At 69.1% G+C, this 24,517-nt stretch carries 26 protein-coding genes and 2 tRNA genes; 11 read left to right on the forward strand and 17 right to left on the reverse strand.

The window, feature by feature from the left end; all coding sequences use genetic code 11:
* Window positions 1-4: 4 nt before the first annotated feature.
* Genes ACIA58_RS26530 through ACIA58_RS26540 form a run of 3 tightly spaced genes read right to left on the reverse strand, consistent with a single transcriptional unit; the run spans window position 5 to window position 2,561 of the window.
* Window positions 5-1,258, reverse strand: a complete 1,254-nt coding sequence (locus ACIA58_RS26530; RefSeq protein WP_396406461.1) for a tetratricopeptide repeat protein — start codon at window positions 1,256-1,258, stop codon at window positions 5-7.
* Entirely contained in the window at window positions 1,258-2,130 is an 873-nt protein-coding gene (locus ACIA58_RS26535) for a tetratricopeptide repeat protein (RefSeq protein ID WP_396406462.1), read from the reverse strand. The genes ACIA58_RS26530 and ACIA58_RS26535 overlap by 1 nt, the downstream gene beginning before the upstream one ends.
* Complete coding sequence (locus ACIA58_RS26540; RefSeq protein WP_396406463.1) at window positions 2,127-2,561, reverse strand: hypothetical protein; 435 nt, start codon at window positions 2,559-2,561, stop codon at window positions 2,127-2,129. The genes ACIA58_RS26535 and ACIA58_RS26540 overlap by 4 nt, the downstream gene beginning before the upstream one ends.
* A gap of 77 nt (window positions 2,562-2,638) precedes the next feature.
* Between ACIA58_RS26540 and ACIA58_RS26545 the strand changes: the two genes are divergently transcribed.
* Window positions 2,639-3,043 (forward strand): HIT family protein, encoded by a 405-nt coding sequence (locus ACIA58_RS26545; RefSeq protein WP_396406464.1) that lies wholly within the window; start codon window positions 2,639-2,641, stop codon window positions 3,041-3,043.
* Here the strand turns inward: ACIA58_RS26545 and ACIA58_RS26550 are convergent.
* The 3 genes from ACIA58_RS26550 to pgsA are packed head-to-tail and all read right to left on the reverse strand — an operon-like array spanning window position 3,036 to window position 5,675.
* A complete protein-coding gene (locus ACIA58_RS26550; RefSeq protein ID WP_396406465.1) occupies window positions 3,036-4,133 on the reverse strand; it encodes a glycosyltransferase family 4 protein in 1,098 nt (365 codons plus the stop codon). The two genes, ACIA58_RS26545 and ACIA58_RS26550, sit on opposite strands and share 8 nt — an antisense overlap.
* Window positions 4,134-4,143: 10 nt before the next feature.
* Window positions 4,144-5,013: a phosphatidylinositol mannoside acyltransferase gene (locus ACIA58_RS26555; RefSeq protein ID WP_396406466.1), complete on the reverse strand. Its 870-nt coding sequence runs from the start codon at window positions 5,011-5,013 to the stop codon at window positions 4,144-4,146.
* Between the two features lie 2 nt (window positions 5,014-5,015).
* Complete coding sequence (gene pgsA / locus ACIA58_RS26560) at window positions 5,016-5,675, reverse strand: phosphatidylinositol phosphate synthase (RefSeq protein WP_396406467.1); 660 nt, start codon at window positions 5,673-5,675, stop codon at window positions 5,016-5,018.
* Between the two features lie 109 nt (window positions 5,676-5,784).
* Between pgsA and ACIA58_RS26565 the strand changes: the two genes are divergently transcribed.
* A complete protein-coding gene (locus ACIA58_RS26565) occupies window positions 5,785-6,729 on the forward strand; it encodes a hypothetical protein (protein WP_396406468.1) in 945 nt (314 codons plus the stop codon).
* A gap of 49 nt (window positions 6,730-6,778) precedes the next feature.
* Here ACIA58_RS26565 and ACIA58_RS26570 read toward each other — a convergent pair whose 3' ends face one another.
* Window positions 6,779-6,937, reverse strand: a complete 159-nt coding sequence (locus ACIA58_RS26570; RefSeq protein WP_396406469.1) for a hypothetical protein — start codon at window positions 6,935-6,937, stop codon at window positions 6,779-6,781.
* A 222-nt stretch (window positions 6,938-7,159) separates the two neighbouring features.
* Between ACIA58_RS26570 and ACIA58_RS26575 the strand changes: the two genes are divergently transcribed.
* On the forward strand, window positions 7,160-7,384 hold the full coding sequence (locus ACIA58_RS26575; protein ID WP_396406470.1) for a hypothetical protein: 225 nt from the start codon (window positions 7,160-7,162) through the stop codon (window positions 7,382-7,384).
* A 13-nt stretch (window positions 7,385-7,397) separates the two neighbouring features.
* Window positions 7,398-8,336: a hypothetical protein gene (locus tag ACIA58_RS26580; RefSeq protein WP_396406471.1), complete on the forward strand. Its 939-nt coding sequence runs from the start codon at window positions 7,398-7,400 to the stop codon at window positions 8,334-8,336.
* On the opposite strand, the gene ACIA58_RS26585 is transcribed toward ACIA58_RS26580, so the two are convergent.
* Entirely contained in the window at window positions 8,333-8,905 is a 573-nt protein-coding gene (locus ACIA58_RS26585; RefSeq protein ID WP_396406472.1) for an HIT family protein, read from the reverse strand. The two genes, ACIA58_RS26580 and ACIA58_RS26585, sit on opposite strands and share 4 nt — an antisense overlap.
* Entirely contained in the window at window positions 8,902-10,923 is a 2,022-nt protein-coding gene (gene thrS, locus ACIA58_RS26590) for a threonine--tRNA ligase (RefSeq protein WP_396406473.1), read from the reverse strand. The genes ACIA58_RS26585 and thrS overlap by 4 nt, the downstream gene beginning before the upstream one ends.
* 178 nt (window positions 10,924-11,101) lie before the next feature.
* Between thrS and ACIA58_RS26595 the strand changes: the two genes are divergently transcribed.
* The 3 genes from ACIA58_RS26595 to ACIA58_RS26605 are packed head-to-tail and all read left to right on the forward strand — an operon-like array spanning window position 11,102 to window position 13,397.
* Window positions 11,102-12,013: an ATP-binding cassette domain-containing protein gene (locus ACIA58_RS26595; protein WP_396406474.1), complete on the forward strand. Its 912-nt coding sequence runs from the start codon at window positions 11,102-11,104 to the stop codon at window positions 12,011-12,013.
* On the forward strand, window positions 12,010-12,657 hold the full coding sequence (locus ACIA58_RS26600) for a DedA family protein (RefSeq protein WP_396406475.1): 648 nt from the start codon (window positions 12,010-12,012) through the stop codon (window positions 12,655-12,657). Before ACIA58_RS26595 ends, ACIA58_RS26600 begins: the two co-directional genes overlap by 4 nt.
* Window positions 12,654-13,397, forward strand: coding sequence for an ABC transporter permease (locus tag ACIA58_RS26605; protein WP_396406476.1), 744 nt, complete (start codon window positions 12,654-12,656; stop codon window positions 13,395-13,397). The genes ACIA58_RS26600 and ACIA58_RS26605 overlap by 4 nt, the downstream gene beginning before the upstream one ends.
* On the opposite strand, the gene ACIA58_RS26610 is transcribed toward ACIA58_RS26605, so the two are convergent.
* Entirely contained in the window at window positions 13,356-14,033 is a 678-nt protein-coding gene (locus ACIA58_RS26610) for an FMN-dependent NADH-azoreductase (RefSeq protein ID WP_396406477.1), read from the reverse strand. The two genes, ACIA58_RS26605 and ACIA58_RS26610, sit on opposite strands and share 42 nt — an antisense overlap.
* Before the next feature lie 58 nt (window positions 14,034-14,091).
* On the opposite strand from ACIA58_RS26610, the gene ACIA58_RS26615 reads away from it, so the two are divergent.
* The gene (locus ACIA58_RS26615; RefSeq protein WP_396406478.1) at window positions 14,092-14,958 is read left to right on the forward strand and encodes a sigma-70 family RNA polymerase sigma factor; all 867 of its coding nucleotides are present in this window, start codon (window positions 14,092-14,094) and stop codon (window positions 14,956-14,958) included.
* Here the strand turns inward: ACIA58_RS26615 and ACIA58_RS26620 are convergent.
* The 4 genes from ACIA58_RS26620 to ACIA58_RS26635 all read right to left on the reverse strand — a co-directional run bounded on the left by ACIA58_RS26620 (window position 14,942) and on the right by ACIA58_RS26635 (window position 20,028).
* Window positions 14,942-16,495, reverse strand: a complete 1,554-nt coding sequence (locus tag ACIA58_RS26620) for an AAA family ATPase (protein WP_396406479.1) — start codon at window positions 16,493-16,495, stop codon at window positions 14,942-14,944. The two genes, ACIA58_RS26615 and ACIA58_RS26620, sit on opposite strands and share 17 nt — an antisense overlap.
* Window positions 16,496-16,692: 197 nt before the next feature.
* On the reverse strand, window positions 16,693-17,358 hold the full coding sequence (locus ACIA58_RS26625; protein WP_396406480.1) for a response regulator: 666 nt from the start codon (window positions 17,356-17,358) through the stop codon (window positions 16,693-16,695).
* The gene (locus ACIA58_RS26630) at window positions 17,355-18,911 is read right to left on the reverse strand and encodes a sensor histidine kinase (RefSeq protein WP_396406481.1); all 1,557 of its coding nucleotides are present in this window, start codon (window positions 18,909-18,911) and stop codon (window positions 17,355-17,357) included. The genes ACIA58_RS26625 and ACIA58_RS26630 overlap by 4 nt, the downstream gene beginning before the upstream one ends.
* Window positions 18,912-18,945: 34 nt before the next feature.
* Entirely contained in the window at window positions 18,946-20,028 is a 1,083-nt protein-coding gene (locus ACIA58_RS26635; RefSeq protein ID WP_396406482.1) for a GntR family transcriptional regulator, read from the reverse strand.
* A gap of 79 nt (window positions 20,029-20,107) precedes the next feature.
* Here ACIA58_RS26635 and ACIA58_RS26640 point away from each other — a divergent pair, with 79 nt between their 5' ends.
* Genes ACIA58_RS26640 through ACIA58_RS26650 form a run of 3 tightly spaced genes read left to right on the forward strand, consistent with a single transcriptional unit; the run spans window position 20,108 to window position 22,908 of the window.
* Window positions 20,108-20,830, forward strand: coding sequence for an SDR family NAD(P)-dependent oxidoreductase (locus ACIA58_RS26640; protein WP_396406483.1), 723 nt, complete (start codon window positions 20,108-20,110; stop codon window positions 20,828-20,830).
* 12 nt (window positions 20,831-20,842) lie between these two features.
* Window positions 20,843-22,306 (forward strand): ArnT family glycosyltransferase, encoded by a 1,464-nt coding sequence (locus ACIA58_RS26645; protein WP_396406484.1) that lies wholly within the window; start codon window positions 20,843-20,845, stop codon window positions 22,304-22,306.
* Complete coding sequence (locus tag ACIA58_RS26650; protein ID WP_396406485.1) at window positions 22,306-22,908, forward strand: formylglycine-generating enzyme family protein; 603 nt, start codon at window positions 22,306-22,308, stop codon at window positions 22,906-22,908. Before ACIA58_RS26645 ends, ACIA58_RS26650 begins: the two co-directional genes overlap by 1 nt.
* A 23-nt stretch (window positions 22,909-22,931) precedes the next feature.
* Here ACIA58_RS26650 and ACIA58_RS26655 read toward each other — a convergent pair whose 3' ends face one another.
* The 3 genes from ACIA58_RS26655 to ACIA58_RS26665 form a co-directional block, all read right to left on the reverse strand.
* The gene (locus ACIA58_RS26655; RefSeq protein WP_396406486.1) at window positions 22,932-23,894 is read right to left on the reverse strand and encodes a zinc-binding dehydrogenase; all 963 of its coding nucleotides are present in this window, start codon (window positions 23,892-23,894) and stop codon (window positions 22,932-22,934) included.
* 443 nt (window positions 23,895-24,337) lie between these two features.
* Window positions 24,338-24,409, reverse strand: a tRNA-Val gene (locus tag ACIA58_RS26660).
* 31 nt (window positions 24,410-24,440) lie between these two features.
* Window positions 24,441-24,511: transfer RNA gene (locus ACIA58_RS26665), tRNA-Cys, on the reverse strand.
* Window positions 24,512-24,517 lie beyond the last annotated feature (6 nt).

A 24,517-nucleotide genomic window follows, 5' to 3' on the forward strand; every position in this document is an offset into this window, starting at 1 on the left:
GGCTTTAGGGCTTGAGGCGGCGGCGTACGTCGCGGGACTTGAGGTACGCCGCCACATCGTCGTAGCGCTCGCTCTGGTTGGCGAACTCGATGTACGAGCGGACGCGGTGCAGCCAGTCGAGCGTCGACGGCTTCACCGCGGTGAGCGCCTCGGTCAGGTGCCGCATGTCGAGCGGCGGCTCGCCACCGCTGGACAGCGCCTCGTCGATGACCTTGTCCACGCCGCGCTCGATCAGCGCACGCAGGTCCGCGCCGCTGAACATCGGCGTCTGCCCGGCGAGCGCCTTGAGATCGAGCCCGTCGGCCGGGACGTCCTTGGTCAGCACGGCCAGGATGTCCGCGCGGGCCGGCTCGTCCGGCGGCGGCACGAAGATCACCCGGTCGAAGCGGCCCGGGCGGAGCATCGCCTCATCCACGTCCCACGGCGCGTTCGTCGCCGCCAGCACCAGGAGGCCGTCGTTCTCGGAGCCGATCGCGTCGAGCTCCTGCAGCAGTACGTCGACCAGCCGTCGCGCCTCGGACCCGCCGTGCTTGTGCCGGGCGAACGCCAGCGCGTCCAGCTCGTCGAGGAACAGCACGCACGGCCCGTTGGCGCGAGCACGCTCGAAGGCAGCGTGCAGATTGCGCTCCGACACCCCGAGGTACGGATCCATCACGTCCTCGATCCGAACGTTGACGAACGGCAGACCGCACTCCCCCGCGGTCGCCCTCGCCAGCAGCGTCTTGCCGCAGCCGGGCGGACCATAGAGCATCACGCCGCCACCGGACTTGCGTCCGTACTTCTCGTACAACTCCGGCCGGCTCAGCGGGAGGATCACCATCCGGTGGATCACCCGCTTGATCTCTTCCATCCCGCCCACCTGGTCGAAGGTGGTCGTCTCCTTCATCGCTTCGGTGCTCAGCGGGTCCGCCTCCGCCTCGGGACCGACCTTGATCCGTACGCCGCTGCGCTCGGCGATCATGCCGTCGACGAGCTGCTGCAGGCGTCCCGTCCCCTCGACGACACCTTGCTGGCGGGCTGCTTCGAGCAGGTTCCGCAGGAGGGCGAGCCGCCCGTTCGCCGCGGCCAGCTCGCCGACCGGCACGAACTGGTCGTCCGGCAGCCCTTGATGGTCGAGCAGCACGACGTACTGGTCGAGCGCCTCCTCGCTCTCACCGGCTGTCGCCAGCGACTCGGCGAGCAGCAGCCGAAGCATGACGTCGTCCGGGCTGGCCTCGACAGCCTTGCGCAGCGCGCCGATCCGGTCGTTGTTGCTCATCAGCCCCATCTCCTGTTGATCCAGCGGCGGACCAGCGGGGGGACCACCCACGAATACACGCAGAACGCCAGCCAGACCATGGCGAACACGAACGACAACGGCGCGAGACCGACGGCTCGGAGGCCGTAGATGACCGCGACCACGCAGATCCAGACGACCAGCGGATTGACCCGGGCGAACGGGCGCAGCGGAAGCATCAGCGGATGGTTGAACAGCTTCGCCTGGCGGGCCGCGTCCCGCAGGTCCGCGTCACCGGGCTGGGCCGCCGCTGCCGAAGCGAGGGACGTGTAACCGGAGCGCGAGTCGCCGGTCAGCATCGACGCCGTACCGTGCAGGGCCCGCGCGTTCGGGTCCTCGGGGTCGTGCGCCAAGGCTTCCGTGCTGTGGCGGTGCATGTCGCGGTCCTTGCCGAGCGCAAACGCCACCTGCGCACGAGCAGCCGAGACAGCAACGCTCTCCGGCGCGTGCGACGCCGCACGCTCGACCAGGGCGCCGGCCTTCTGGGCCTGTCCGGCCGCCAGACAGACGCGCGCGTAGCCGAGCAGCAGGTCGGGTTCGTTCGGGTCGACACTCAGACCTTGGAGGAATGTGGCCTCGGCCTCGGGCAGGCGGCCCTCGGAACGCAGAGCCGACCCGAGCACGTGGAGCATCGCCGGCATCGGGCCGTGCTGCGCGAGGCCGTCACGCAGTACGTCGACTGCCTCGGCGTTCCGGTCGAGGGCGTGCAGGGCGGCACCGCGCAGAAGGTACGTGCGGTAGGTGACCGCGGCGTCGCCACTGAGCCCCTGGAGCTCGTCGAGGGTGCGGTCGGGGTGGCCGATCCGCAGCCAATGAGCTGCCATCCGCAGGCGCGATTCCGTCGGGTCGTTCACTTGATCACCGTCACCAGCAGCAGGATCAGGAACTCGACGACAGCGCCACCGATCGTCACAGGGATCCCCATGCGCCACAACCGGCCGTAGTCCGAGCCACGGAGCTGGAACGCGCGGTCCATCGGCTGCTGCAGCCGGAGCTGGACCATGAAGCAGAGCACGGCAACCACCCGCGAGCTCACCTGCAGGGCGTCCCCGCCGAGCACGGCGAACAGCACGACGACCGCGACCAGGCCGACGAGTCCGGTCAGCAGGATGAGCCGGCGCTTGCCCGCGTCGACGCCGAGCCGGCCCGAGTTGAGGAAGGCAATGACCGTGGACGCGATCACCCCGCCGAAGAAGGCCACGTACGCCTGCGACATCAGCCGCCACGGGCGCACGGACATGTCCACACCCGCGCCGATCGTCGGGCGCAGAAGTTCGTCCGGCATCGGACTCCTCGGGTGGACAGGCTCCGCCATCTACTGGGCTCAATTCACTGGGCTCGCGCAGTGTATAGCCTGTGCCGATGAGCGAGAACTGCATCTTCTGCGGGATCGTGGCCGGAACCATCCCGTCGACCCAGGTGGCGTCCGACGACCGCGCGATCGCGTTCATGGACATCAACCCGGGCACGCGCGGCCATCTGCTGGTGATTCCCCGGACCCACTCCACCGACCTGCGCGAGGCGTCCGCCGAGGACCTCACGGCCGCGACGCTGCTCGCCCAGTCGCTGGTCGGCCGCGTGATCGAGCGTCTCGACGCCGACGGCGCCAACCTGCTCAGCTGCATCGGCGCCGACGCCTGGCAGTCGGTGTTCCACACTCACCTGCACGTCATCCCCCGCTACAAGGACGACCCGCTACAGCTCCCCTGGCACCCGACGCCGGGAGACCTCGAGGAGATCAACGCCACCGCGGCGAAGCTCACCTAGCCACCAGTTCGTACACCGACAGCAGTTCCGGCAGCAGCGCCGACCAGTCGTAGCGCGGTACGGCGCTGAGGCCTGCCGCGCGGAGGTGGTCGCGCTCGTCGGGGCGGCGGAGCAGGCGCAGCGCGCGGCCCGCCAGCTCGGCGGCGTTGCCGGGCTCGAACAATTCCCCCAGCCGCCCGCCGTCCAGGACCTGATGGAACGCGGGCAGATCGCTCGCGAGCACGGGCGTACCGGCTGCCATCGCCTCGAGCAGGACGATGCCGAAGGACTCGCCGCCGAGGTGCGGCGCGACGTACAGGTCCGATCCGGCCAGCATGTCGGCGCGGGCCTCGTCGTCGATCGCACCGAGAAACAGAACGTTCTCCCGGTACCGCGGTGGTAGCGACCGGCGTGCGTCGTCCGCCTGCCCCGACCCCGCGACGAGCACCTTCAGGTGCGGGCGCTCGGCAAGCAGCAGCGGTAGGGCGTCCAGCAGTACGGCGAGGCCCTTGCGCGGCTCGTCCAACCGGCCGAGGAAGCTGATCGTGCCGTCCAGGCCCATCCACTCCGGACGCGGGCTGCCCTTGAACCGGGTGGTGTACAGGCCGTTCGGGATCACGACCGCCTCGCCACCGACGTGCTGGACCATCATCGAGCGGGCGTTCTCGGACACCGCGATGCGCGCATCGATCTTCTCCAATGCCGGCCGGAGCAGACTGGCCGCCACGCTCATCGCCCGGGACCGCACCTGCCAGGTGTGGAAGGTCGCGACGAACGGTCCCTTGGCCGACCAGAGCGCGATGATCGACGCGCTCGGCGTGGTCGGCTCGTGCACGTGGACCACGTCGAAGTCCCCGTCCGCGAGCCAGCCCTTCACCCGGGCCGCCGTCCGTGGCCCGAAGGTCACCCGCGCGACGGACCCGTTGTACGGCACCCCGACCGCGCGACCCGACGACACGACGTACGGCGGGATCGCGTCGAAGTCGTCCACCGGGGCCAGGACCGAGATCTCGTGCCCGAGCGACAAAAGCGCCTCGGCCAGATCGCGGACATGGTTCTGCACCCCACCGGGCGTGCCCAGCGAGTACGGGCACACCACACCGATCCTCACAGGACGATTCTCACCCCTCGAGGAAGATCCTCTGCAGCATGTGCCAGTCCTGGGGGTGGGCCGCGATCCCGATCGCGAACGCGTCCGCGCAGCGCTGAGTCATCGCGGCCGCGCCGCCGTCGGGCTCGATCGCGTCGTGGAAGGTGATGACCAGGTCGGGTCCGTCGTAGTGGAGGGTGGCCGGGATCAACGGCGCGCCTGTCTTCAGACTGAGCGCGGCCGGGCCGACGGGCATCCGCGACGGGCGGCCGAAGAACGTGACCGGGATGCCGCGTTCGGACAGGTCGCGGTCGGCGACGAGGCAGACGAAGCCACCGGCCCGGAGCCGGTCCGCGAGTACGGCGGTCACGTCGTCGTCACCACCGGTCAGCGGGAGAACGTCCATGCCGAGCCGCTTGCGGTACGCGATGAAGCGGTCGAAGAGCGACTCCGGCTTCAGGCGTTCCGCGACGGTCGAGACCGGCATCCCGGTCAGGCCGGCCCAGGCGCCGGCATGGTCGTAGTTCGCGAGGTGCGGGAGCGCGCAGATCACCCCGCGGCCGGCGGCGTGCGCGTCCCGGAGCAGCTTCTCGTTGACCGTGCGGACGCTGCTGACGATCTCGTCGTCCGACCACTCCGGCAGCCGGAACGTCTCCTGCCAGTAGCGCAGGTACGAGCGCATTCCGGCTTGTACCAGCGCGTCGAGCTCGGTCTGGGTCGCCTCCGGGCGTACGACGGCCAGGTTGCCACGCAAGCGCCGTACGCCTCGGCCGTTGCGGCGGACGGTGCGGTCGGCGATCCGCCTGAACAGCCACGTCACGGTCCGCTCGGGCAGGCGTCGTACCAGGGTCCAGGCGAGCGCGAAGGCCGCGTCGACCGCGCGTTGCCGGAGACCCTCCATCGTCAGTCGGTCTTCGGCTCCGCCGGCGGGGTGTCCAGGCCCGCGTTCGCCGGGTCGGCCAGGACCTGCTTACGGACCGAGAGCGAGCGCTGTACGACGGTGATCGTGCTCGCGGCGGCGACGTACCAGATCACGATCTCCAGCAGGATCGGGAGGTTGAACACGTCGGAGAAGAACGCCAGGACCAGCGTGAACACCAGCCGGTCGGCGCGCTCGGCCAGGCCGCCGCTCGCCTTCAGGCCGAGGCTCTCCGCCTTCGCCCGGGCGTACGAGGTGACCGCGCCCATCACGAGCGCCCACAGCGTCACCGCGGCCATCAGCGTCGAGTTGCCCTCGCGCGAGTTGGCGTAGAACATCACCAGGCCGCCGTAGATCGCGCCGTCGGCGATCCGGTCCAGTGTCGAGTCGAGGAACGAGCCCCACTTCGACGACGTACCCGAGGTGCGGGCCATGTGGCCGTCGATCAGGTCCGAGAACACGAAACAGGTGATGACCACCACGCCCAGCCACAGCTGACCGCGGGGGAAGAAGATCAGCGCCCCGGCGGACACACCGATGGTGCCCACCAGCGTGACCATGTCGGCGCTCACGCCGAGCTTGAGCAGGAGGGTGGCGATCGGCGTGATCACCTTGGTCCAGAACTGCCGGAATCTGTTAAGCATGGCGACGCGATCGTAGTCCAGCCGGATCACCGTCTGATGACATGCCACCCCATTTCACCTGCGAAGGAGCCTGATCCGCGCCATGCTGGTGGCAGGTGAGGAGGTCGGCATGCGTCTGCTCGTGGGCACGCTGGCAGTGCTGCTGGCGGCCAGTGGCTGCACGGTTGCCCGGCGCGCGAACGATGCGCCGCCGCCCACGATGCCTCCGACCGCGGTGATCCCCAGCGTGATCGCTCCCCCGCAGGCCGAGGGCCTGGACGGTACTGCGGGTGCGCCCGGACCGCAGGTGTGTACGGCGATCACCCGCACGCTGACCGCCAAGCTCCGCATCACGGTCACCGCGAAACCGAACGCCTGGAACGACGGCGGCCTGCCGGCCATGGACCTGTGCACCCTGATGCTCGAGGGCCGGGCCGTCACCATCGGCGTCAGCGCGCTGCCGAGCCAGCCCGACTCGCTCAACCGGTTGATGGACGGCGCCGGGACCGTCGAGAAGCTGCCCGAGCTGGGGCCGGACGCACTGATCAGCGAGTCGCGGCTTGTCTTCGAGGCCGGCGACCGGGCGGTCCGGGTCGCACCGGCCGGCGGGATCGAGCGCACCACCGCGGCCGGCATCGACCGGACGAAATCCGTCGCGATCGCGCTTGCCGCGCGCGACGCCGTACCGAAGAACCTCCGGCCGGCCCGCCAGGCGGACGAGACGTGCCAACTGTCCAACTCGGCGGCGGAGCGGTTCGTCCAGCTGCAGGTCCAGCTGCGGCGCGATTACCGGGTGAAGGGTGCGCTGACGTGCATCTGGGGAACGTTCGACGCAACGGTGTCGATCGTCGAGGCGTTCGACCAGGCGACCATCCCGGAGTCCCAGCGGGTGCCGCCGCCCCGGTTCGCCCCGCTCGGCCAGCCCGGCTACTACCTCCCCGAAGCAGGCGAGCTCGTGTTCCGGCAGGGCCGCCGGGTGGTCCGCGTGTCCGCCCTGACCAATCCACCCCGCGAGGTCTCGCTGGACGCCCTCACGACCATCGTCGACCCGATGCTGCCGCTCTTCCTCCGCTGAGGACCAGCTGAGAACTTTCTGGTCCAGTCCAGCGTCCCACCATCATCAATCATCGTTGGGGATGGTGGTAATGCGCACGTTTGCCAGGTACGGCGGACTCGTGGCCGCCGGAGTGCTTGCTCACCACAGGACTGCTCACGACCGGCACGGCGACGGCGGGGCAGAACACGATCACGGCGCCGTGCACGATCTCGGTCGGCTCGGTCACGGCCGGTGGGGATCACCGGATGCAGACCTTCGCGGCGACGGCGCCGGTGACGAAGGTGTCCGACAAGATCGTCGGGAAGGACATCTTCGCCGACGGTCAGACAACACTCAGCGCAGCAGTCCGGTACGGGCCAGGCGATGGGTCGGAGGTGCACACCGGTCAGACGGTGGTCGGACCGGTGCTCCTCGACTTCTCGTACGCACACCGGTCGGCGGCGGGACCGTGTCGCAGAGGGTGTTCGAGACCTTGGTCGCGGCGCCTTGCGGCCAGGGCACGACCGTCCTCGCGATCGACAAGGACACCGGCGCCGGCTACCTGTACTCCGTTGGGCACGCCAACGGTCTGGCCACCGTCATCAAGGGACTCGGCAAGGCACCGGGCAGCTTCACCGACCCGGTCTACTTCAGCTGGACCAAGTACACCGATCCGGCGCTGGCCGGCGAATGAACTGGGGGATGACATGAACAGATGGGGTAAGTACGGGGGCCTTCTCTCCGCCGGAGCTCTGGTCGCCGCGACGCTGGGGAGCGGGACGGCCGCGTTCGGGACAACGGCAGTGCAGACGAGGAGCACGCAGAGTGAGTGCGTGGTGAACCTCGGTTCGGTGACTGCCGGCGGGGACCACCGGATGCAGACCATCCAAGCCGAAGGCAAGGTGGTCGACAACTGGATCGTCGCCAAGGACCTCTATCCGGACGGACAGGTCAGGCTGAGCGCGACGGTTCGGTACGGCCCTGCCGAGGTCGGCGGGATGGCTCACCAGGGCCCGGTCATCATGGGCTCGACGATGTACGACACCAGCTACATCACCGAGAACGGCCGGGGACCGGTGACGCAGAAGCAAGTCACCCGGGTCGGTCCAGGCTGGCAGGTGTATCGCAGTCTCGATCGGTCGACGTACGTCACCGCCACGAAGCAGCGTGAGACCGAGTACTCGCTGCGCACGGACGGCACGCTGTATCGCCGCGACGTGACGTACAAGGACGGTGTGCCGAGCCGGCGGATCACTGGCTGGCAGTCCGGGTACAGAGGTGTGAAGGCGATGACGCTGATCAGCCAGACGGCGACGTACGACACGTTCCTGATGACGCTGACGTCGGGCAAGCTCTACACCGCGCGCCTGCCGCTGGCCGGCGGGCAGATCATCCCGGGCGTCGTGAAGCAGGTGCGGGGCTCGACCTGGCAAGGGTTCGAATCGCTGGTGGCGGCGGCGTGCTGGGACGGGGTGATGCTGCTCGGCATCGACAAGGACACCAAGTCCGCGTACCTGTATTTGGTGGGGCACGCCAACGGCGCCGCCACCTCGATCCAGATGATCCGCAAGGTGCCGGGCACCTTCGGCGACCCGATCTACTTCCACTGGCAGCTCTTCAGCGGCGAGCGCCTGGCCGGCGACTAGGACCAGGATTTAGCAAGTAGGGCCCTCGTGTCGGCCAGGAGTTGCGGGAGGACCTTGGTGCCGGCGATCACGGGCATGAAGTTCATGTCGCCGGCCCATCTCGGGACCACATGCTGGTGCAGGTGCGCGGCGATGCCTGCACCAGCGATGTCGCCCTGGTTCATGCCGATGTTGAAGCCCTGCGCCCCCGACACCGTGCGGACGGCCTGCATCGCCTGCCGGGTCAGCTCGGCCACGTCGGTGACCTCGGCGTCGCTCAGCTCGGCGTAGTCGGCAACATGCCGGTACGGCACGACCATCAGGTGACCGGGGTTGTACGGGTACAGGTTCAGGACGGCGTACGCCGCGTCGCCGCGATGCACGATCAGCGCGTCGGCGTCCGGCAGACCAGGCAATCGGCAGAACGGGCAGCCCGAGCCCGCCTCTGAGCTGGTCGGCTTGTTCTCACCCTCGATGTAGGCCATCCGGTGCGGCGTCCACAACCGCATGAACTCGTCCGGCTCCCCGACCCCGTCCTGCCGCACCAGCTCGTCGGGCTGGTACGGCGAGGTCGGGTCGTCCGGCGTCATACCTGCGCGCGCTTCTTGACGGCCTCGACGATCTCGGTCACCGCGTCGGCGATCGGCACGCCGTTCTTCTGCTCGCCGTCGCGGTACCGGAAGGACACCGAGCCGGCCGCCATGTCGTCGTCGCCGGCGATCAGCATGTACGGCACCTTGGACTTCTGCGCGTTGCGGATCTTCTTCTGCATCCGGTCGTCCGACGCGTCGATCTCGACCCGGATGCCCTGTGCCTTCAGCTGCTTGGCGACCTCGAACAGGTAGTCGACATGCCCGTCGGTGATCGGGATGCCGATGACCTGGACCGGAGCCAGCCAGGGCGGGAAGGCGCCCGCGTAGTGCTCGGTCAGCACGGCGACGAACCGCTCGATCGAGCCGAACAGCGCCCGGTGGATCATCACCGGCCGCTGCCGGGAGCCGTCCGGCGCGGTGTACTCCAGCTCGAACCGCTCGGGCAGGTTGAAGTCCAGCTGGATCGTCGACATCTGCCAGGTCCGGCCGATCGCGTCCTTGGCCTGGACGGAGATCTTCGGGCCGTAGAACGCCGCGCCGCCCGGGTCCGGGACCAGCTCGAGACCGGAGCCCTCGGCAACCTCCCGCAGCGTCTCGGTGGCCTCCTCCCAGACCTCGTCCGAGCCGACGAACTTGTCCGGGTTCTTGGTGGAGAGCTCGAGGTAGAAGTCGTCCAGGCCGTAGTCGGCGAGCAGCCCGAGCACGAACGTCAGCAGGTTGCGCAGCTCGTCGCGCATCTGCTCGCGGGTGCAGTAGATGTGCGCGTCGTCCTGGGTGAAGCCGCGGGCCCGGGTCATGCCGTGCACGACGCCGGACTTCTCCAGCCGGTAGACCGTGCCGAACTCGAACAGCCGCAGCGGCAGCTCCCGGTACGACCGGCCGCGGGCGCCGAAGATCAGGTTGTGCATCGGGCAGTTCATCGGCTTCAGGTAGTAGTCCTGGCCCTGCTTGCGGATCTGCCCGTCCGCACCGCGCTCCTCGTCCAGGTGCATGGGCGGGTACATGCCGTCGGCGTACCAGTCCAGGTGGCCGGAGGTCTCGAACAGCTGGCCCTTGGTGATGTGCGGCGAGTAGACGAACTCGTAGTCGTCCTCGACGTGGCGCTGGCGGGAGTAGTCCTCCATCACCTTCCGCAGTACGCCGCCCTTCGGGTGGAACACCGCGAGCCCCGAGCCGATCTCGTCGGGGAAGCTGAAGAGGTCGAGCTCGGTGCCGAGCTTGCGGTGGTCGCGCTTGGCGGCCTCCTCCAGCCTCGTCAGGTACGCCTTCAGCTCGTCGCGGGACTCCCACGCCGTGCCGTAGATGCGCTGGAGCTGCGGGTTCTTCTCGCTCCCCCGCCAGTACGCCGCCGCCGTGCGCATCAGCTTGAAGTTGCCGAGGTATCCGGTGGCCGGGACGTGCGGGCCGCGGCACAGGTCCTTCCACGCGACGCTGTCGTCCCGCCGGACGTTGTCGTAGATCGTCAGCTCGCCGCCGCCGACCTCGACGCTCGCACCCTCGGCCGCGTCCGCCGCGGAGCCCTTGATGCCGATCAGCTCGAGCTTGTACGGCTCGCCGGCCAGCTCGGAACGCGCGTCGTCGTCGCTGACCACCCGGCGGCTGAACCGCTGCCGCTCCTTGATGATCTGCTGCATCTTCTTCTCGAGCTTGGTCAGGTCCTCCGGGGTGAACGGCGTCTCGACGTCGAAGTCGTAGTAGAACCCGTTCTCCACCGGCGGGCCGATGCCGAGCTTGGCGTCCGGGAACAGGTCCTGCACCGCCTGCGCGAGCACATGCGCGGTCGAGTGCCGGATGATCGCGCGGCCGTCCTCGGACGCCGCCTTGACCGGCTCGATCTCGTCGCCGTCCTGGACCACCCTGGACAGGTCCCGCGGCTCACCGTTGACCCGGGCGGCGATGGCGGAGCGGTCCTGGCCGAAGATCCCGGCGAACAGCTCCCCGATCGTCGTCGTCTCGGTCACACTCCGCTCAGCCTCGCCCTCGACGCCGACCAGATGGACCTTGACTTCCGACACAGTGCACTCCTCGGTTGCGCGTCACCGGCCGATTGCCGGTCACGCCACAGATGGTATCGACATCGCGACGCCGACCCGACGGCGTATCCACAGGCCCGCCGTACCTGACGAAAGTCGGGGGTCGGGCCAGCCGTTGGTCCGATGTGCCAGGGGTGCCCGGATTCGTAGTTTCGACAGCGTGATCACCCTTGAAGGACTCACCAAGACCTACGGCGGCACCCGCGCCGTGGACTCGCTCGACCTCACCGTCGCGCCCGGCCGGGTGACCGGCTTCCTGGGCCCGAACGGCGCCGGCAAGTCGACCACGATGCGGATGATCCTCGGCCTCGACGCCCCGACCGAAGGCGTCGCGCTCGTCGACGGCCGCCCGTACGCCGATTGGCCGGCGCCGCTGACCAAGGTCGGCGCCTTGCTCGACGCCAAGGCGCTGCACCCCCGGCGGACCGCGCGGAACCACCTGATCGCGATGGCACGCAGCAACGGCATCCCCGTCAGCCGGGTCGATGCCGTGCTGTCGATCGTCGGCCTGGACCCGGTCACCCGGAAGCGGGCCGGGCAGTTCTCGCTCGGCATGGGCCAGCGCCTCGGGATCGCCGGCGCGCTGCTCGGGGATCCCGAGGTGCTGATGTTCGACGAGCCGGTGAACGGTCTCGACCCGGACGGCGTCCGCTGGGTCCGCGAGCTGATGCGTTCGCTCGCGGCCGAGGGCCGGACGGTGTTCGTCTCCAGCCACCTGATGAGCGAGATGCAGCTGACCGCCGACCAGCTCGTCGTCATCGGGCGCGGCCGGCTCATCGCCGACGCACCGGTGGCCGAGGTGATCGCCGGGTCGTCCCGCAGCACGGTCGCCGTCCGTGTCCCCGATCGGCAGGACCTCGCCGTACTGCGGGACCGGCTGGCCGGTGAGGCGGAGCGGATGGACACCGATGACAACCGGCTGATCGTGACCGGTGTATCGGCAGAGCGGATCGGCGATCTCGCGCACGAGCTCGGCGTACGTCTGCATGAGCTGCACACCGAGCGGGCGTCACTCGAGGAGGCCTACATGGAGCTCACCGCCGACAGCCTGGAGTACGGGGTGGCTTCGTGAGTGACTCGATCCTGCACTTCGCCGACGAGCTGATGTCGTCGTGGTGGATCTATCTGGCGCTGTGGGGCTTCGCCGCGTTGGACGGGTTCTTCCCGGCGATTCCGAGCGAGACGCTGGTTGTCACCGCAGGCGTGTTCGCGGCATCCACCGGCGAGCCCAACCTGTACGCCGTGATCGTGGTCGCGTCGATCGGCGCGTTCATCGGCGACCACGTCTCGTACGCCCTCGGCCGCGGCGCCGGCGGGCGGCTGCTCGACCGGGTCAAGCCCGGGACCAAGCGGCACGCGGCCGTTCAATGGGCCCGGCGCTCGCTGGAGGAGCGCGGCGGTCTGGTCCTCGTCGTCGCTCGCTACGTGCCCGGAGGCCGGACCGTGGTCACGTTGACGATGGGCTCCGTCCGCTACCCACTCCGGAGCTTCACACCGTTCGCCGCGCTCGCCGCGGCCAGCTGGGGCGCGTACTGCACATTGGTGGGCTTCATCGGCGGCAAGGCCTTCGAGGACAACCCCCTCAAGGGCGTCGTCCTCGGCATCGGCCTCGCGCTCGCCGTGACCCTCGTCGTCGAACTCGTCCGCCACCGACTCCGCAGACGCAAGCCTCAAGCTCAAGTAGAGCCTCAACTCATGGAAGCAGGAGAACGATGAACGCGGTGCGGTCGGAGTGGACGAAGCTGTGGACTGTCCGGTCCAGCTGGCTGAACATCGTCGCGGCCGTCCTGCTGACGGCGCTGCTAGGGGTGCAGTACGGCTTCAGCCTCGCCTACGACAACCTGCACCGCGCACATGCTCAGGCACAGCCGGTGGGCGAGTTCGGCAGCTCAGCGATCCTGATCGTGCAAGTCGTCGTTGCTGCCTTCGCGCTGCTGACCGTGACGTCCGAGTACGCGACCGGCAGCATCCGCTCGACCCTGCAATGGACTCCGGTGCGGCGGAACGTCGTCCTGGCGAAGGCGGTGGTGCTGGCACCGGTCCTGTTCGGCTACGGACTACTGCTGGCCGCCATCGCCTCCGTGACGGGCGGCCTGGCTGCAGGCTCGTGGGCCGAGTGGAACGCGCGCGGACTCGCAGTCGACCTGCTCTCGGTCGGCTTCTACGCGACAGTCGCCGGTCTGTTCGCCGCGGGCATTGCCTGGGTGGTCCGTAGTACGGCCGGCACCCTCACGGTCGCCTTCCTCCTGCTCCTGGTCGTGCCCTTGATGCTCAGCCAGAGCTCATTGCGTCCGTTGGTCTGGATCGCGGCACTACTGCCGGGTGGTGCCGGTCAGAACTACCTGACCGGTACCACCGACCCGCTCTCGCCCACCCTCAGCGCGGGTGTCCTGATCCTGTGGGCCGCGGGCGGTCTAGCGCTCGGCAGCCGCGTTCTGACGCAGCGCGACGCCTGAGAGCACCTGGGCCCGGGCCTTGGCCAGGGAATGTTCCGCCAGCGGCTTCAGATGTGCGAGCCGGTCGACCAGTCCGGTCAGCGTGAGCTCGGCCCGGATGTAGGTGAGGTTCTCCGGTCGCACGCCGAAGTTGGTGAAGTACGCGTGCAGGTACGGCTCCTGGTGGTCCCACCCGTCCCGCGGCGCCCCCGGGCCATACGCTCCCCCGGTAGCGGCGATCACGACCACCTGCGTGTCCCGCAGTACGTCGTCGGCGAAGGCGCCGGGGAAGGTGATCCGGTCGATCCACGCCTTGAGGGACGCCGGGAGCGAGTAGTTGTACAGGGGCGTGCCGATCAGCAGCACCGACGCGGCTCTGATCTCGTCGATCAGCGGCTTCGTCAGCGCCCAGGCCTCGGCCTCGGCTCGGGTCTGCACCAGTTGATCGACGTCCGCGATCGGGACCGTGCCCAGCTGCTCGGACCGCCGGCCCAGCTGGCAGTACGCCGTGTCGATCGGAGGCACCGGATCGGCTGCCAGGTCCCGGTAGCGGTAGTCACCGGTCCGCCAGCGGTCTGCGAACTGGCGGGACAGCTGCCGCGTCACCGATTCGGCGGAGCGGTTCGCACTGCAATCCAGATGAAGCACTGTGGTCACCTTCGTCATCTCGTGGTCGTCAGACTGGGTGACGGCGAGTGGCGCAGAAAGGTGACCAGTGGAGCTGACCGAGGCATTCGAAGCGGAGCGGACCAAGCTGGAGGCGGTCGCGTACCGCCTGCTGGGCTCGCACACCGAGGCCGAGGACGCGGTGCAGGAGGCTTGGATCAGGCTCGGCCGGGCCGACCACATCGACAATCTGGGCGGCTGGCTGCGCACGGTGGTGACGCGGATCTGCCTGGACATGCTCCGCGGCCGCAAGATCCGGCCGGTCGCGGATCCCGACGACCTCGATCAGACCCCGACGGTACGGCGTACCCCGGAAGAGGAGGCACTCGTCGCGGACTCGGTGAGCCGGGCGCTGCTCGTCGTACTGGACACGCTGGAGCCGGCGGAGCGGATCGCGTTCGTGCTGCACGACATGTTCGCCGTACCGTTCGCGCAGATCGCGCCGATCGTCGAGCGGAACCCGGTCACGACGAAGAAGCTGGCCAGCCGGGCGCGGCAGAAGGTCCAGGGCACGCCATCGGTGCCCAACGGCGAGTTGAGCCGGCAGCGTCGGGTGGTGTCCGCGTTCCTCGACGCAGCTCGGGCAGGTGATCTCCAGGCGATCCTCGCGGTGCTGGACCCGGACGTCGTTCGCCGCGTCGACGCCGCGGTGCTGTCGCCCGGCATGTCCGCCGAGCTACGTGGCGCGCGGGCAGTCGCCGAGGGCACAGCCGCGCTGGCTGCCCGTTCCCAGCTGGCCGAGCTCGCGCTGGTGAACGGCGAGGTCGGGGTGGTGCTCGCCCCTCAAGGCAAGCTGCTGCTCGCCCTCACCTTCACCTTTACCGGCGAGGCGGACCGGATCATGTCGTACGACGTGGTTGCCGATCCGGACCGCCTCAGCCGGTTGAGTCTTGCTGTCCTCAGCGCGGAGCGTTGAGGGCGATCGTCACCTGCTCCGACACCCGGGCCGCCAGGTCCAGCGCGGCGCGCCGGGTGGCGGGCTGCAGCGCGGAGTGGTCGAGCGGGCCCTCGGCTGCGATGTGCATGTCGGTCGGGATGTCGACGACGGCGGCGGCGCGGGACTCGAAGTACGGCCGGAGCTGCTTCTCGACCTCCTTGTTGACGTCGCCGGGGCCGTTCGACACTGCGATCACCGCGCGGCGGATGAGCCGCTGCGCCTCGGGGCCCTGGTTGTCCAGCTCCTCGAGCATCTGCACGGCGGCGGCGCAGGACAGGCTCTTCCACTTGATCGGGATGACGAGGGCGTCGGCCGCCTTCATCGCCTCGCGCCAGTTGCTGGAGCCCTCGTTGTTCCCGGTGTCGATCACGAGCACCTTGTAGAACCGGCTCAGCAAGCGGTGGATCAGGTCGAAGTCCTTCGCCTCGATCTGCGCGTACGTCGTAGTCGCCGACGTGAGTACGTCGTACTGACCGGACACCTGATGGCGCAGGTACGCCGCGACGTCGCCGAGGCGGGCGTCCGGCTGGGTCAGCATCGGCATCGCCTGCAGCATGTCCGTCACGGTCGACCGGGAGTTCGTGTCGTGGGTGCGGAGGTGCATGTTGCCGCGCAGTTCGTTGTTGTCCCACGCCACGACGCCGCCGCCACGGGCCTGGCCGAGCGCACCGGACAGCAGCAGCGTGGTCGGCGTCTTGCCGGAGCCGCCCTTCGGGTTGGCCACGACGATCGTCACCGGACGCCGGAACGCCGTCGCGGCGGTCGCCCGGGCGATCCGCTCGGACCGCTCGGAGCTGCCGGGACGCAGCTTCAGCATGCTGCGGACGCCGCGCTCGGCCGGAGCCTCCCGCGGCAACGGCAGAGCCTGGATCAGGTCGTCCGTGCGGAAGGACAGGTTCTGCGGGGGCTGAGGGGTCTGCTGGCCCGGGATGCCCTGCGGGAAGAAGTGCTGCGCCGCCGGGGACAGCGGCTGGCCGCCGTGCGTGCTCTGGGGAGCCTGACCTGGCTGCGGCTGCGGAGTGCTGCCCTGGTCCTGCCCGAAGCCGGATCCCGAGCCGTGGAAGGAGGATCCGCCGAAGACCGGGGGGTTCGGCGCGGCGCCCTGGGTCTGGTCGGGCGTGCCGCCCTCGGCCGCTGCCGGGTCGGTCTCGTCGGTTCCCTGGGACTCGACGTCGGGCTCCTCGTCGTACTCCTCCGGCTGCGTCCACGACGCTGCGGCAGAGTCGGCGACGGGCTGCGTCCAGGAGGGTGCCGGCGGCGCCGCCTGTGGCTGGGTCCACGGCGCGGGCTGGTCGACCGGCTTGTCGGCGGAAGGGGTGTCCGGCGTGGACCACGAGTCGCCGGGGTACTCCTGCGACAGCGCGTCGGGCTTCTGCTCGTCGGTGGTGTCGTCGGCAGGCTCGGCGTCGTTAGGGTCCGGCTGGGTCCAGGAGGGGGTCGGCTGCCACATTCTCCGGACCTCGGCCGCCGCCGCTTCCCGGTCCTTGTGCTGTCCGGAGTTGTGCGAGTCGGTCACGACCTGGATCCCCGATTCTGTGAGGGGGCGGGTGGCCCCTGGAGGCTGCTGGGTTGTCCGGAGGTGAGGGCCCCGGGAGGCACCACTATCCCATGACCCGGTGTCCTCACCACGTCACCACCCGGAGCGTCCGGTGGCGGTTTGCGTCACCAGTATCCCGGGCGGCCAGGGCCATGCGCGCCGCTGAGCCGAGCAGGTCAGGAGGCGACCAGTCCGGCCTCGTGGGCGACGATCGCGGCCTGGACCCGGTTCTTCACGCCCAGGCGCAGCAGAACGGCGCTGACGTAGGCCTTCACGGTCCCCTCGACGAGGTACAGCCGGGCGGCGATCTCGGCGTTCGACAGCCCCGCACCGACCAGTCCGAGCACGTCCAGCTCGCGTGGGCTCAGTACGGCGACCTGCTCCTTCGCAGCCGCTGCCCGTGCCATCGCACCGCCGCCCGATCCGGCGCTCAGCTCGGCGATCACCCGCTGCGCCACCCGGGGTGACAGGTACGCGGCGCCATCGGCCACGGCCTTCAGGCCCGCGATGAGCTCGCGGGGGTCGCCCGACTTCAGCAGGAAGCCACTGGCGCCGTCGCCGAGCGCACGGGCGATGTAGGCGTCCTCCGAGAAGGTGGTGAGGATCACGACGGCGGTCTCCGGCACGGTCCGCCGGATCTCCGCACCCGCGGCGAGTCCGTCCATCCGCGGCATCCGGATGTCCAGTACGGCGACGTCCGGCCGATGCCGGCGTACCGCTTCGACCGCCTCGACGCCGTCGGCTGCCTCGGCGACGACGTCGATCTCGTCGTCGGTGCCGAGGATCGCGCGGACACCGGCCCGCACCATCGCCTCGTCGTCGGCGAGCATCACCCTGATCATCCGTTCCCCTCCGGAGTTGGTGCGACCGACCCGCTCGCCACGACCGCTTTGGCGACCAGTGCACCGTCGGCGAAGCACAGGCGGTACACGTAGTTGCTGGTGAACGGAGCGGCCGGACGGTAGTACCTGCAACTCCAACCGGCGGGAGGGTCGTAGCCCTCGGCCGGCGCGTCGATCATCTGCATCCGCGGCAGGACCTTCGCCACGTCCGCCTCGGACTGGCCGATGGTCAGTCCGTTGTACTGCGCGGGTCGCAGGATCGCGCTATAGCCTGCGACGAGGTAGTAGCCGAGGGCAACCGCACCTACTACTACGCCGAGCAGCAGCGGTGCGGCGATCGCGGTGATCAGTCCGCGCTGGGCGCTGCGACGTACCGTGGCTCGCTCGACTGCGGCCGTCTGCGGCTCCGGTCGACCGCCGGCGCGGGGCATGGCGGCTGCTACCTCGAATCCGCCGCCAGGTCGCGGGCCGGCTGTCAGTGAGCCGCCAGCCAGGCGGACTCGCTCCCGCAGACCGTCCAGACCTCGCCCACCGGACGGTGCGGCCACTGCCCGACTGGCTCCGGTGTCCGTGACCACCACGCGTACGTCGTCGTCCTGCGAGATCACTGTGACTGTCACGGACGCGCCGGGCGCGTGCTTGCTCGCGTTGGTCAACGACTCCTGGACCACACGGTGCACTGCGCGGTCCACCATCGGCACCAGCTCGCCGTCGACCTCTTCGGTGAGCCGTACGGACAGTCCGGACGCGGCAGCGCGCTCAACCAGCGCATGCACTGTTTCGTCGTGCGGCATCGTCGGGGCGTCCTGCTCACGGAGTACGCCGACGATCTCGCCGAGCCGCTCCGTCGCAGTGGCTGCGGACTCACGCAACTCCCCCGCGGCCTGCCGATGGGCCTCGGGCAGTGACGGGTCGAGCTCGAGCGCTGCGGCGCGCAATGCGATCAGGCTGAGCTCGTGACCGACCGAATCGTGCATGTCCTCGGCGATCCGCGACCGCTCGCGCAGCCGCTCCTGGTCGATCTCCATCTGCTGTTCGCGTTCGATCCGCTCGGCCCGCTCCCAGCCGGCCGTCGCCAGCAACGCCTGCTGCGCGCGGTACCGCCCTATCAACCAGGGCAGCACGACCAGCAGGAGGGCGAGTAGGAGCATCAGGAGCCAGGTCAGAACCGCCTCGTTGGCCTGCGCGCCCCGGCGTACGGTCAGAGCGAGGATGAGCATTCCGAGCAGCGACCAGCTGCACAGCATGACGAAGTGCTTCAGCTGTGTCTCGCGCCGACCGGCCAGATAGCTCAGCAGACTGATCGCCGGTACGAGTGCGATCTGCACGCCGTTCGTCGTACCGAGGGCGAAGGCCAGGATGACGATCTCGGCCCAGGCGACCGCGGCCAAGGCCGGCAACGGCCACCTGCGTCGACCGAAGACGGCGAACGCCAGTACGGCGATGCATGCCGCGCGGAACCAGTACGGATCGTGCCGTGCGCCGCTCTCACCGAGCACCAGGAAGCTGAGCGCGGCCCACAGACCCACGTCCCACAGGCGGCGCCAGTTCATGCCGTTGACGCTACACAGTCGCACGAGGCTCGCCCTACTGCCGAAAGTCAGGTGCTGCCTCGACGATCTCGAACGGGACCAGCGAAAGGTTCGGCACCGCTTCGCCACGGAGCTGCGCGAGCAGCAGGTCGACGGCACGACGCCCCATCTCGGCCTGGTTCTGCCGCACATGCAGGTACGGCGGTCCGCCGATGGAGTCCCCCGGTGAGTCGAAACACGCGATGACCCGGTCGCCCAGCACCCGGTCGACCATCCGGGCCAGGTTGTACTCACAGGCGACGTACGCCGTCACTTCCGGCATGCGGTCGCGGAACGCGCGAATGACGTCCAGATCGCCTCGCACGCTCTCGGTGGTCGTCGAGCCGGGCAGCGTGCTGCGGAGGTCGGTCAGCTCGTACGGGCGTCCGCGGCCGGTGAACGCTGCGCGAAAGCCATCCAGGCGGTCCTCGATGGACGATGTGTTCACTGGCGGTGGCGACACGAAGGCGATGTGTTCGTGGCCCTGGTCCAGCAGGCGGGTGGTCAGCGCGCGCGCAGCAGCCACGTTGTCGGTGTGTACGGCGGCTACCGGGATGCCGGACAGGTGGCGGTCGACGAGGACCACTGGAAACCCGTCGAGGACCTGCCGGAGCAGGCTGGCGTTGTAGAAGTCACCGTGCACCGGGAAGACGATCAGGCCGTCCACAGTCGCCACCAGCGAGTCGACTGCCTTCTCCTCGTCGGTCTGGCGCCCATGGGTTCGCCGTACGACCAGGTGGGCGCCGTACTCCGCGCAGCGCTCCTCGATGGCGTTGAGCAGGTCGAGCCCGTACGCCTCGGACATGTCCGGGACGATCAGTGCGATCGAGCGGGCCTCCCGTCGCGGGGTCGCGCGGAGCGGGATGGTCAGGTCGGTGAGGTCAGGCAGTCGCCGTACGACGAAGGTGCCCTTGCCGCGGATGCGCTCCACCAGGCCTGCCTCACGCAGTACCTCCAGGGCGCGCTTGGAGGTGATCCGGCTGACCGCGAACTGGGCGGCCAGCTCCATCTCCGACGGCACCCGGTCCCCCGGCCGGAGGGCGCCGCGCCGGAGCTGCTCCAGGACGTGAGCGCAGATCCGCTCGTACAGCAGTGCCACCTGCGTGTCCCCTCGCCCGTTGTCTGGTTGACATATCCAATCATCCCGGACTGTCGGTGGGCCGTGGCAGCCTTCGGGCATGGACATCACCGGGAAGGTCGCAATAGTTACCGGAGCCGCGGTCGGCATCGGCCGCGCGATCGCCCGACGCCTCGCCGCGGCGGGCGCGTCCGTGGTGGTCGCGGACATCGACGCCGAGGGCGGTGAGCGGACGGCGGAGCTGATCGGAGCGTCGGCGCGGTTCGTCCGCGTCGACATGCGCGACGACGACGCGGTCGCCGAGCTGATCGCATGCCGGCCGCAGATCCTGGTGAACAATGCCGGCGGTGGAGCTGTCCTGAGACCGTGCTTCCCGGAGGCGTCCGTGCAGCGGTGGTCCGACTCGCTCGCTGTGAATCTGCGGGCACCGATGCTGGCCACTCAGCTCGCCCTGCCTGGCATGCGGGCTGCCGGTGGCGGCGCAGTGGTCAACGTGGGATCCACTGCTGGGTTGGGCTTCGGGCCGCACGTCTCGCCGGAGTACAGCGCGGCCAAGGCAGCGCTCATCCGGTTCACCACGACGCTGGCGCCACTGGACGGCGTGCGGGTGAACTGCGTCGTGCCGGACTGGGTGGCGACCGAGCGTGGCGTGCGTGAGCGCGAAGCGCTACCGGTGGAGGAGCACGGGGCCGACCTTGTTCCCCTCGATGCCCTGACCGACGGCGTGGTGCGTTTCGTGGAGGACGAGACGCTCGCCGGCCGGGTCCTCCTACTGAACCGCGGAGAGGCTCCCCAATTGCTGGCGGGGACCCCCTCGGACTGACAACATTCGGCCATGACCCGCCCTCCGGTGCACCCCTTCGCTGCGCGGCCCGTCGTAGGCGTCGCGTTGATCGTTGGCGTCGTGCTGACCGCCCTGTCCGGGCGTTACGGCTACCACCGCGACGAGCTCTACTTCATGGTCGCCGGCCGGCACCTGAGCTGGGGGTACATCGACCAGCCGCCGCTGACTCCGCTGATCGCCCGCATCTCCACCACGATCTTCGGCGACACCGTCATGGGCCTCAGGGTGCTGTCGACGCTGAGCAGCGTCGCGACGGTCATCGTCATCGCTCTCCTCGCCCGCGAGTTCGGCAGCGCCCGGCGCGGACAGATGCTCGCCGCGATCTGCGCCGCCGTGTCCGGCTTCGTGCTCGGGGTCGGGCACATGGTGTCCACGGCGACGTACGACCTGCTGGCCTGGATGCTGATCGGGCTGTTCGCGGTGAAGCTCCTTCGCACCGGTGACGGACGCTGGTGGCTCGCGCTCGGGCTGACGGCCGGGATCGCCTTGGAGAACAAGTACCTCGTCGTGCTGCCGGTCGGTGCGCTGCTCGTCTCGCTCCTGATCGTCGGACCGCGCAGCGTGCTGCGCTCGTGGTGGCTGCTCGCGGGCGTCGCCGTGGCCGGCGTGATCGCGCTGCCGAACGTGCTGTGGCAGTTCCAGCACGACTGGCCGCAGCTCACGGTCGCCGGCGGGATCAGCGAGGACGACGGCACCGAGAACCGCATCATGTTCATCCCGTTGCAGATCCTGCAGCTGTCTCCGTTCCTGGCGCCGATCTGGGTGGCCGGGTTCCTCCGGTTGTGGCGGCAGCTCCAGTGGGCCCGATCGGTCGCGCTCGCCTATCCCGTGTTGTGCGTGGCAGTTCTGGCCGTCGGCGGGAAGTCGTACTACGCGCTGCCGCTGCTGCTCGTCCTCGTCGCGGCCGGTTGCGAGCCGACGCTGCGATGGATCGACCGTCATCGCGTGCTGGCCGTCATCGGATTGGTGCTGACGGCATTGACCTCGGCCGTCTTCACCCTGCCGGTGCTGCCCGCGTCGGCGGTCGACTTCGTCATCCCGGTCAACAAGGAGCAAGGCGAACAGATCGGCTGGCCGGCCTTCGTCGCTTCGGTCGCCAGCGCGTGGGGGCAGATCCCGCCGGCGGAGCGGCCGACGTCGACGATCTTCACCGGCAACTACGGTGAGGCCGGCGCCCTTCGGCGGTACGGACCTTCGCACGGCCTGCCAACGGCGTACTCCGGCCACATGAGCTTCGCCGACTGGGAGCGTCCGCCGGACACCAACACCGGGCCGGTGCTGCTCGTCGAGCTCCAACGGACACCCGCCTTCGAGGCGCATTTCCAGAACTGCAAGCAGGTCGGCACTGTGGACGCGATCGTCTCGAACGACGAGGACGGGACCGCGTTGGTCCTGTGCGAGCGGCCGGCCGAGCCGTGGTCCACGCTGTGGCCGAAGCTCAGGCAGTTCTACTGATGGATCTGGTGGAAATTCCGGCCGGGCTGATCTTCCTTCGTGATGATCGTGTCGACCGACGGTGGCACGTCGACCTGCCTGCCTTCCGGCTGGGGCGCTATCCGATGACGGTGGACGACGTACCGCTCACGGGGGTCAGCTGGTACGACGCTGTTGCCCTGTGCAACCAGATGTCCGTGGACGCGGGGTTGCCTGTCGCTTATGAGATCTCGGGCTTGTCGGTCAGTTGTGACTGGGCTTCTCCGGGGTACCGGTTGCCGTCCGAGGCGGAGTGGCAGTGGGCGTGTACGGCGGGAGCCTCGGCGTACCGCTACGGGGAGCTGGACGACATCGCCTGGTATTCGGAGAACTCCGACGGGCGGGCGCATGCCGTGGGCGGGAAGGCCTGCAACACGTGGGGGTTGCACGACATGCTCGGGAACGTGTGGGAGTGGTGCTGGGATCTCTACGATCCCGCGACGTACGGGTCGTACCGGATCTTCCGCGGCGGCGGATTCGCCGACCCGGAGCGATCTATCGGGTCGACGGTCCGCCGGCGGTCCCATCCCACGTTCGCGATCGAGGATCTCGGGTTTCGCGTCGCGCAGTCGGTTACGGCTTGAACGCTGTTATGGCTTGAACGCTGTTATGGCTTGAGCGCGAGCTTGCCGATCGTGACGCCGGCTTCGAGTTCGGCGAGCACCTTCGGGCCATCTGCCAGGTCGTAGACGGTCGGACTGCCGGGCGGGTACACGCCGGCGTCGATGAGTTTGCCGAGCTCGGTCATCACATCGGCGAACAGGTCCGGGGCGTGCTTGATGAAGGTCGTCAGGTGGTGGCCGATCACGTGCACCGGGTGCTTGAAGTTCAACTCCCAGTTGCTGATCGACGACTCGCCACCCGCGGCGCCGATCACGATCACCTTCCCCGTCACCCGGCGCGCAACCTCGATGCTCCTCCGGAACGTCTCACCGCCCACGGACTCCAGTACGACATCAACGCCTCCACCGGCCAAGCGCAGTACCTCGGCCTTCAGATCGGCAGTCCGGTAGTCGATCACGTGATCCGCACCAAGCCGCCGTACAACCTCATGCTTGGGAGCGGAGACAGTCGCGATGACCGTTGCCCCGTAGTACTTGGCGATCCGCACCGCCGCCTGCCCAACGCCACCCGCAGCCGCCTGGATCAGGACTGTGTCGCCCGCAGTTAGTTGCCCCAGGTGACGGAGCGCGGCCAAGGCCGTTGCCCAGTTCAACACCAGGCCGAGCGCCTCCTCGTCCGTCCACCCATCCGGCACCGGCACCACATCCGCCATCACCATGTACTCCGCGAACGCGCCGTACCCCGTCCCCACCACGTGCTCCCCCACCACCACACCGGTCACCCCACTCCCCACGGCCACCACCTCACCCGCCGCCTCAAACCCAGCCAGGTACGGCGCCCGCGGCCCACCGTCATACGTCCCTCGCGCCTGCATCACATCCGCAAAGTTCACCCCCGCGGCCCCCACCCGCACCAACACCTCCCCGACCCCAACGGAAGGCACCTCAACCTCAACCACCCGCAGACCCCCCGGCCCACCCCACGAGACCTGCTCCAAAGCCCGCACAACCCACCACCACCTCAACTGTTAGACCAACACCGTACACATGTTTGACGCTGATCGTACAACTTGATCCACCGGCAGCACCTCAACCCAAGCCTGTGAGCCCACCGCTCAACCAACCCCAGGAGCCGAGCCAACCCTCAAACTCGCCCCAGCGCGGTAAAACCAACCGCTCACCCCAGCCCAAGCCGCCGAGCCAACCGCAGAACCCAGCCCAGCCGGTGAGCCAACCGCCCACCCCAACCCAAGCCGGTGAGCCAACCGCCCACCCCAACCCAAGCCGGTCACCCGATCGCGCAACCCAACCCAAGAAGCCGAGCGAAGCGAAGGCGCAAGGGGGTGCGGGTGGCGGAGCCCCCGCTCGCGGCAAGCGAAGCGCAGCCGCACAAATGACGAAGGCGAGCCGGCCGACGCTTTCCGTCGGCACAGCTCGCCTATCGGCTTCGTGGACGATACTGGGATCGAACCAGTGACCTCTTCCGTGTCAGGGAAGCGCGCTACCGCTGCGCCAATCGTCCAAGTAACACTCAGTTTGACCTGAGGTTCTCGAGGTGGAGACGGGATTCGAACCCGTGTACACGGCTTTGCAGGCCGTTGCCTCGCCTCTCGGCCACTCCACCACTGAG

It is taken from the genome of Kribbella sp. NPDC051586, assembly GCF_044453965.1.
Classification (GTDB): Bacteria; Actinomycetota; Actinomycetes; order Propionibacteriales; family Kribbellaceae; genus Kribbella.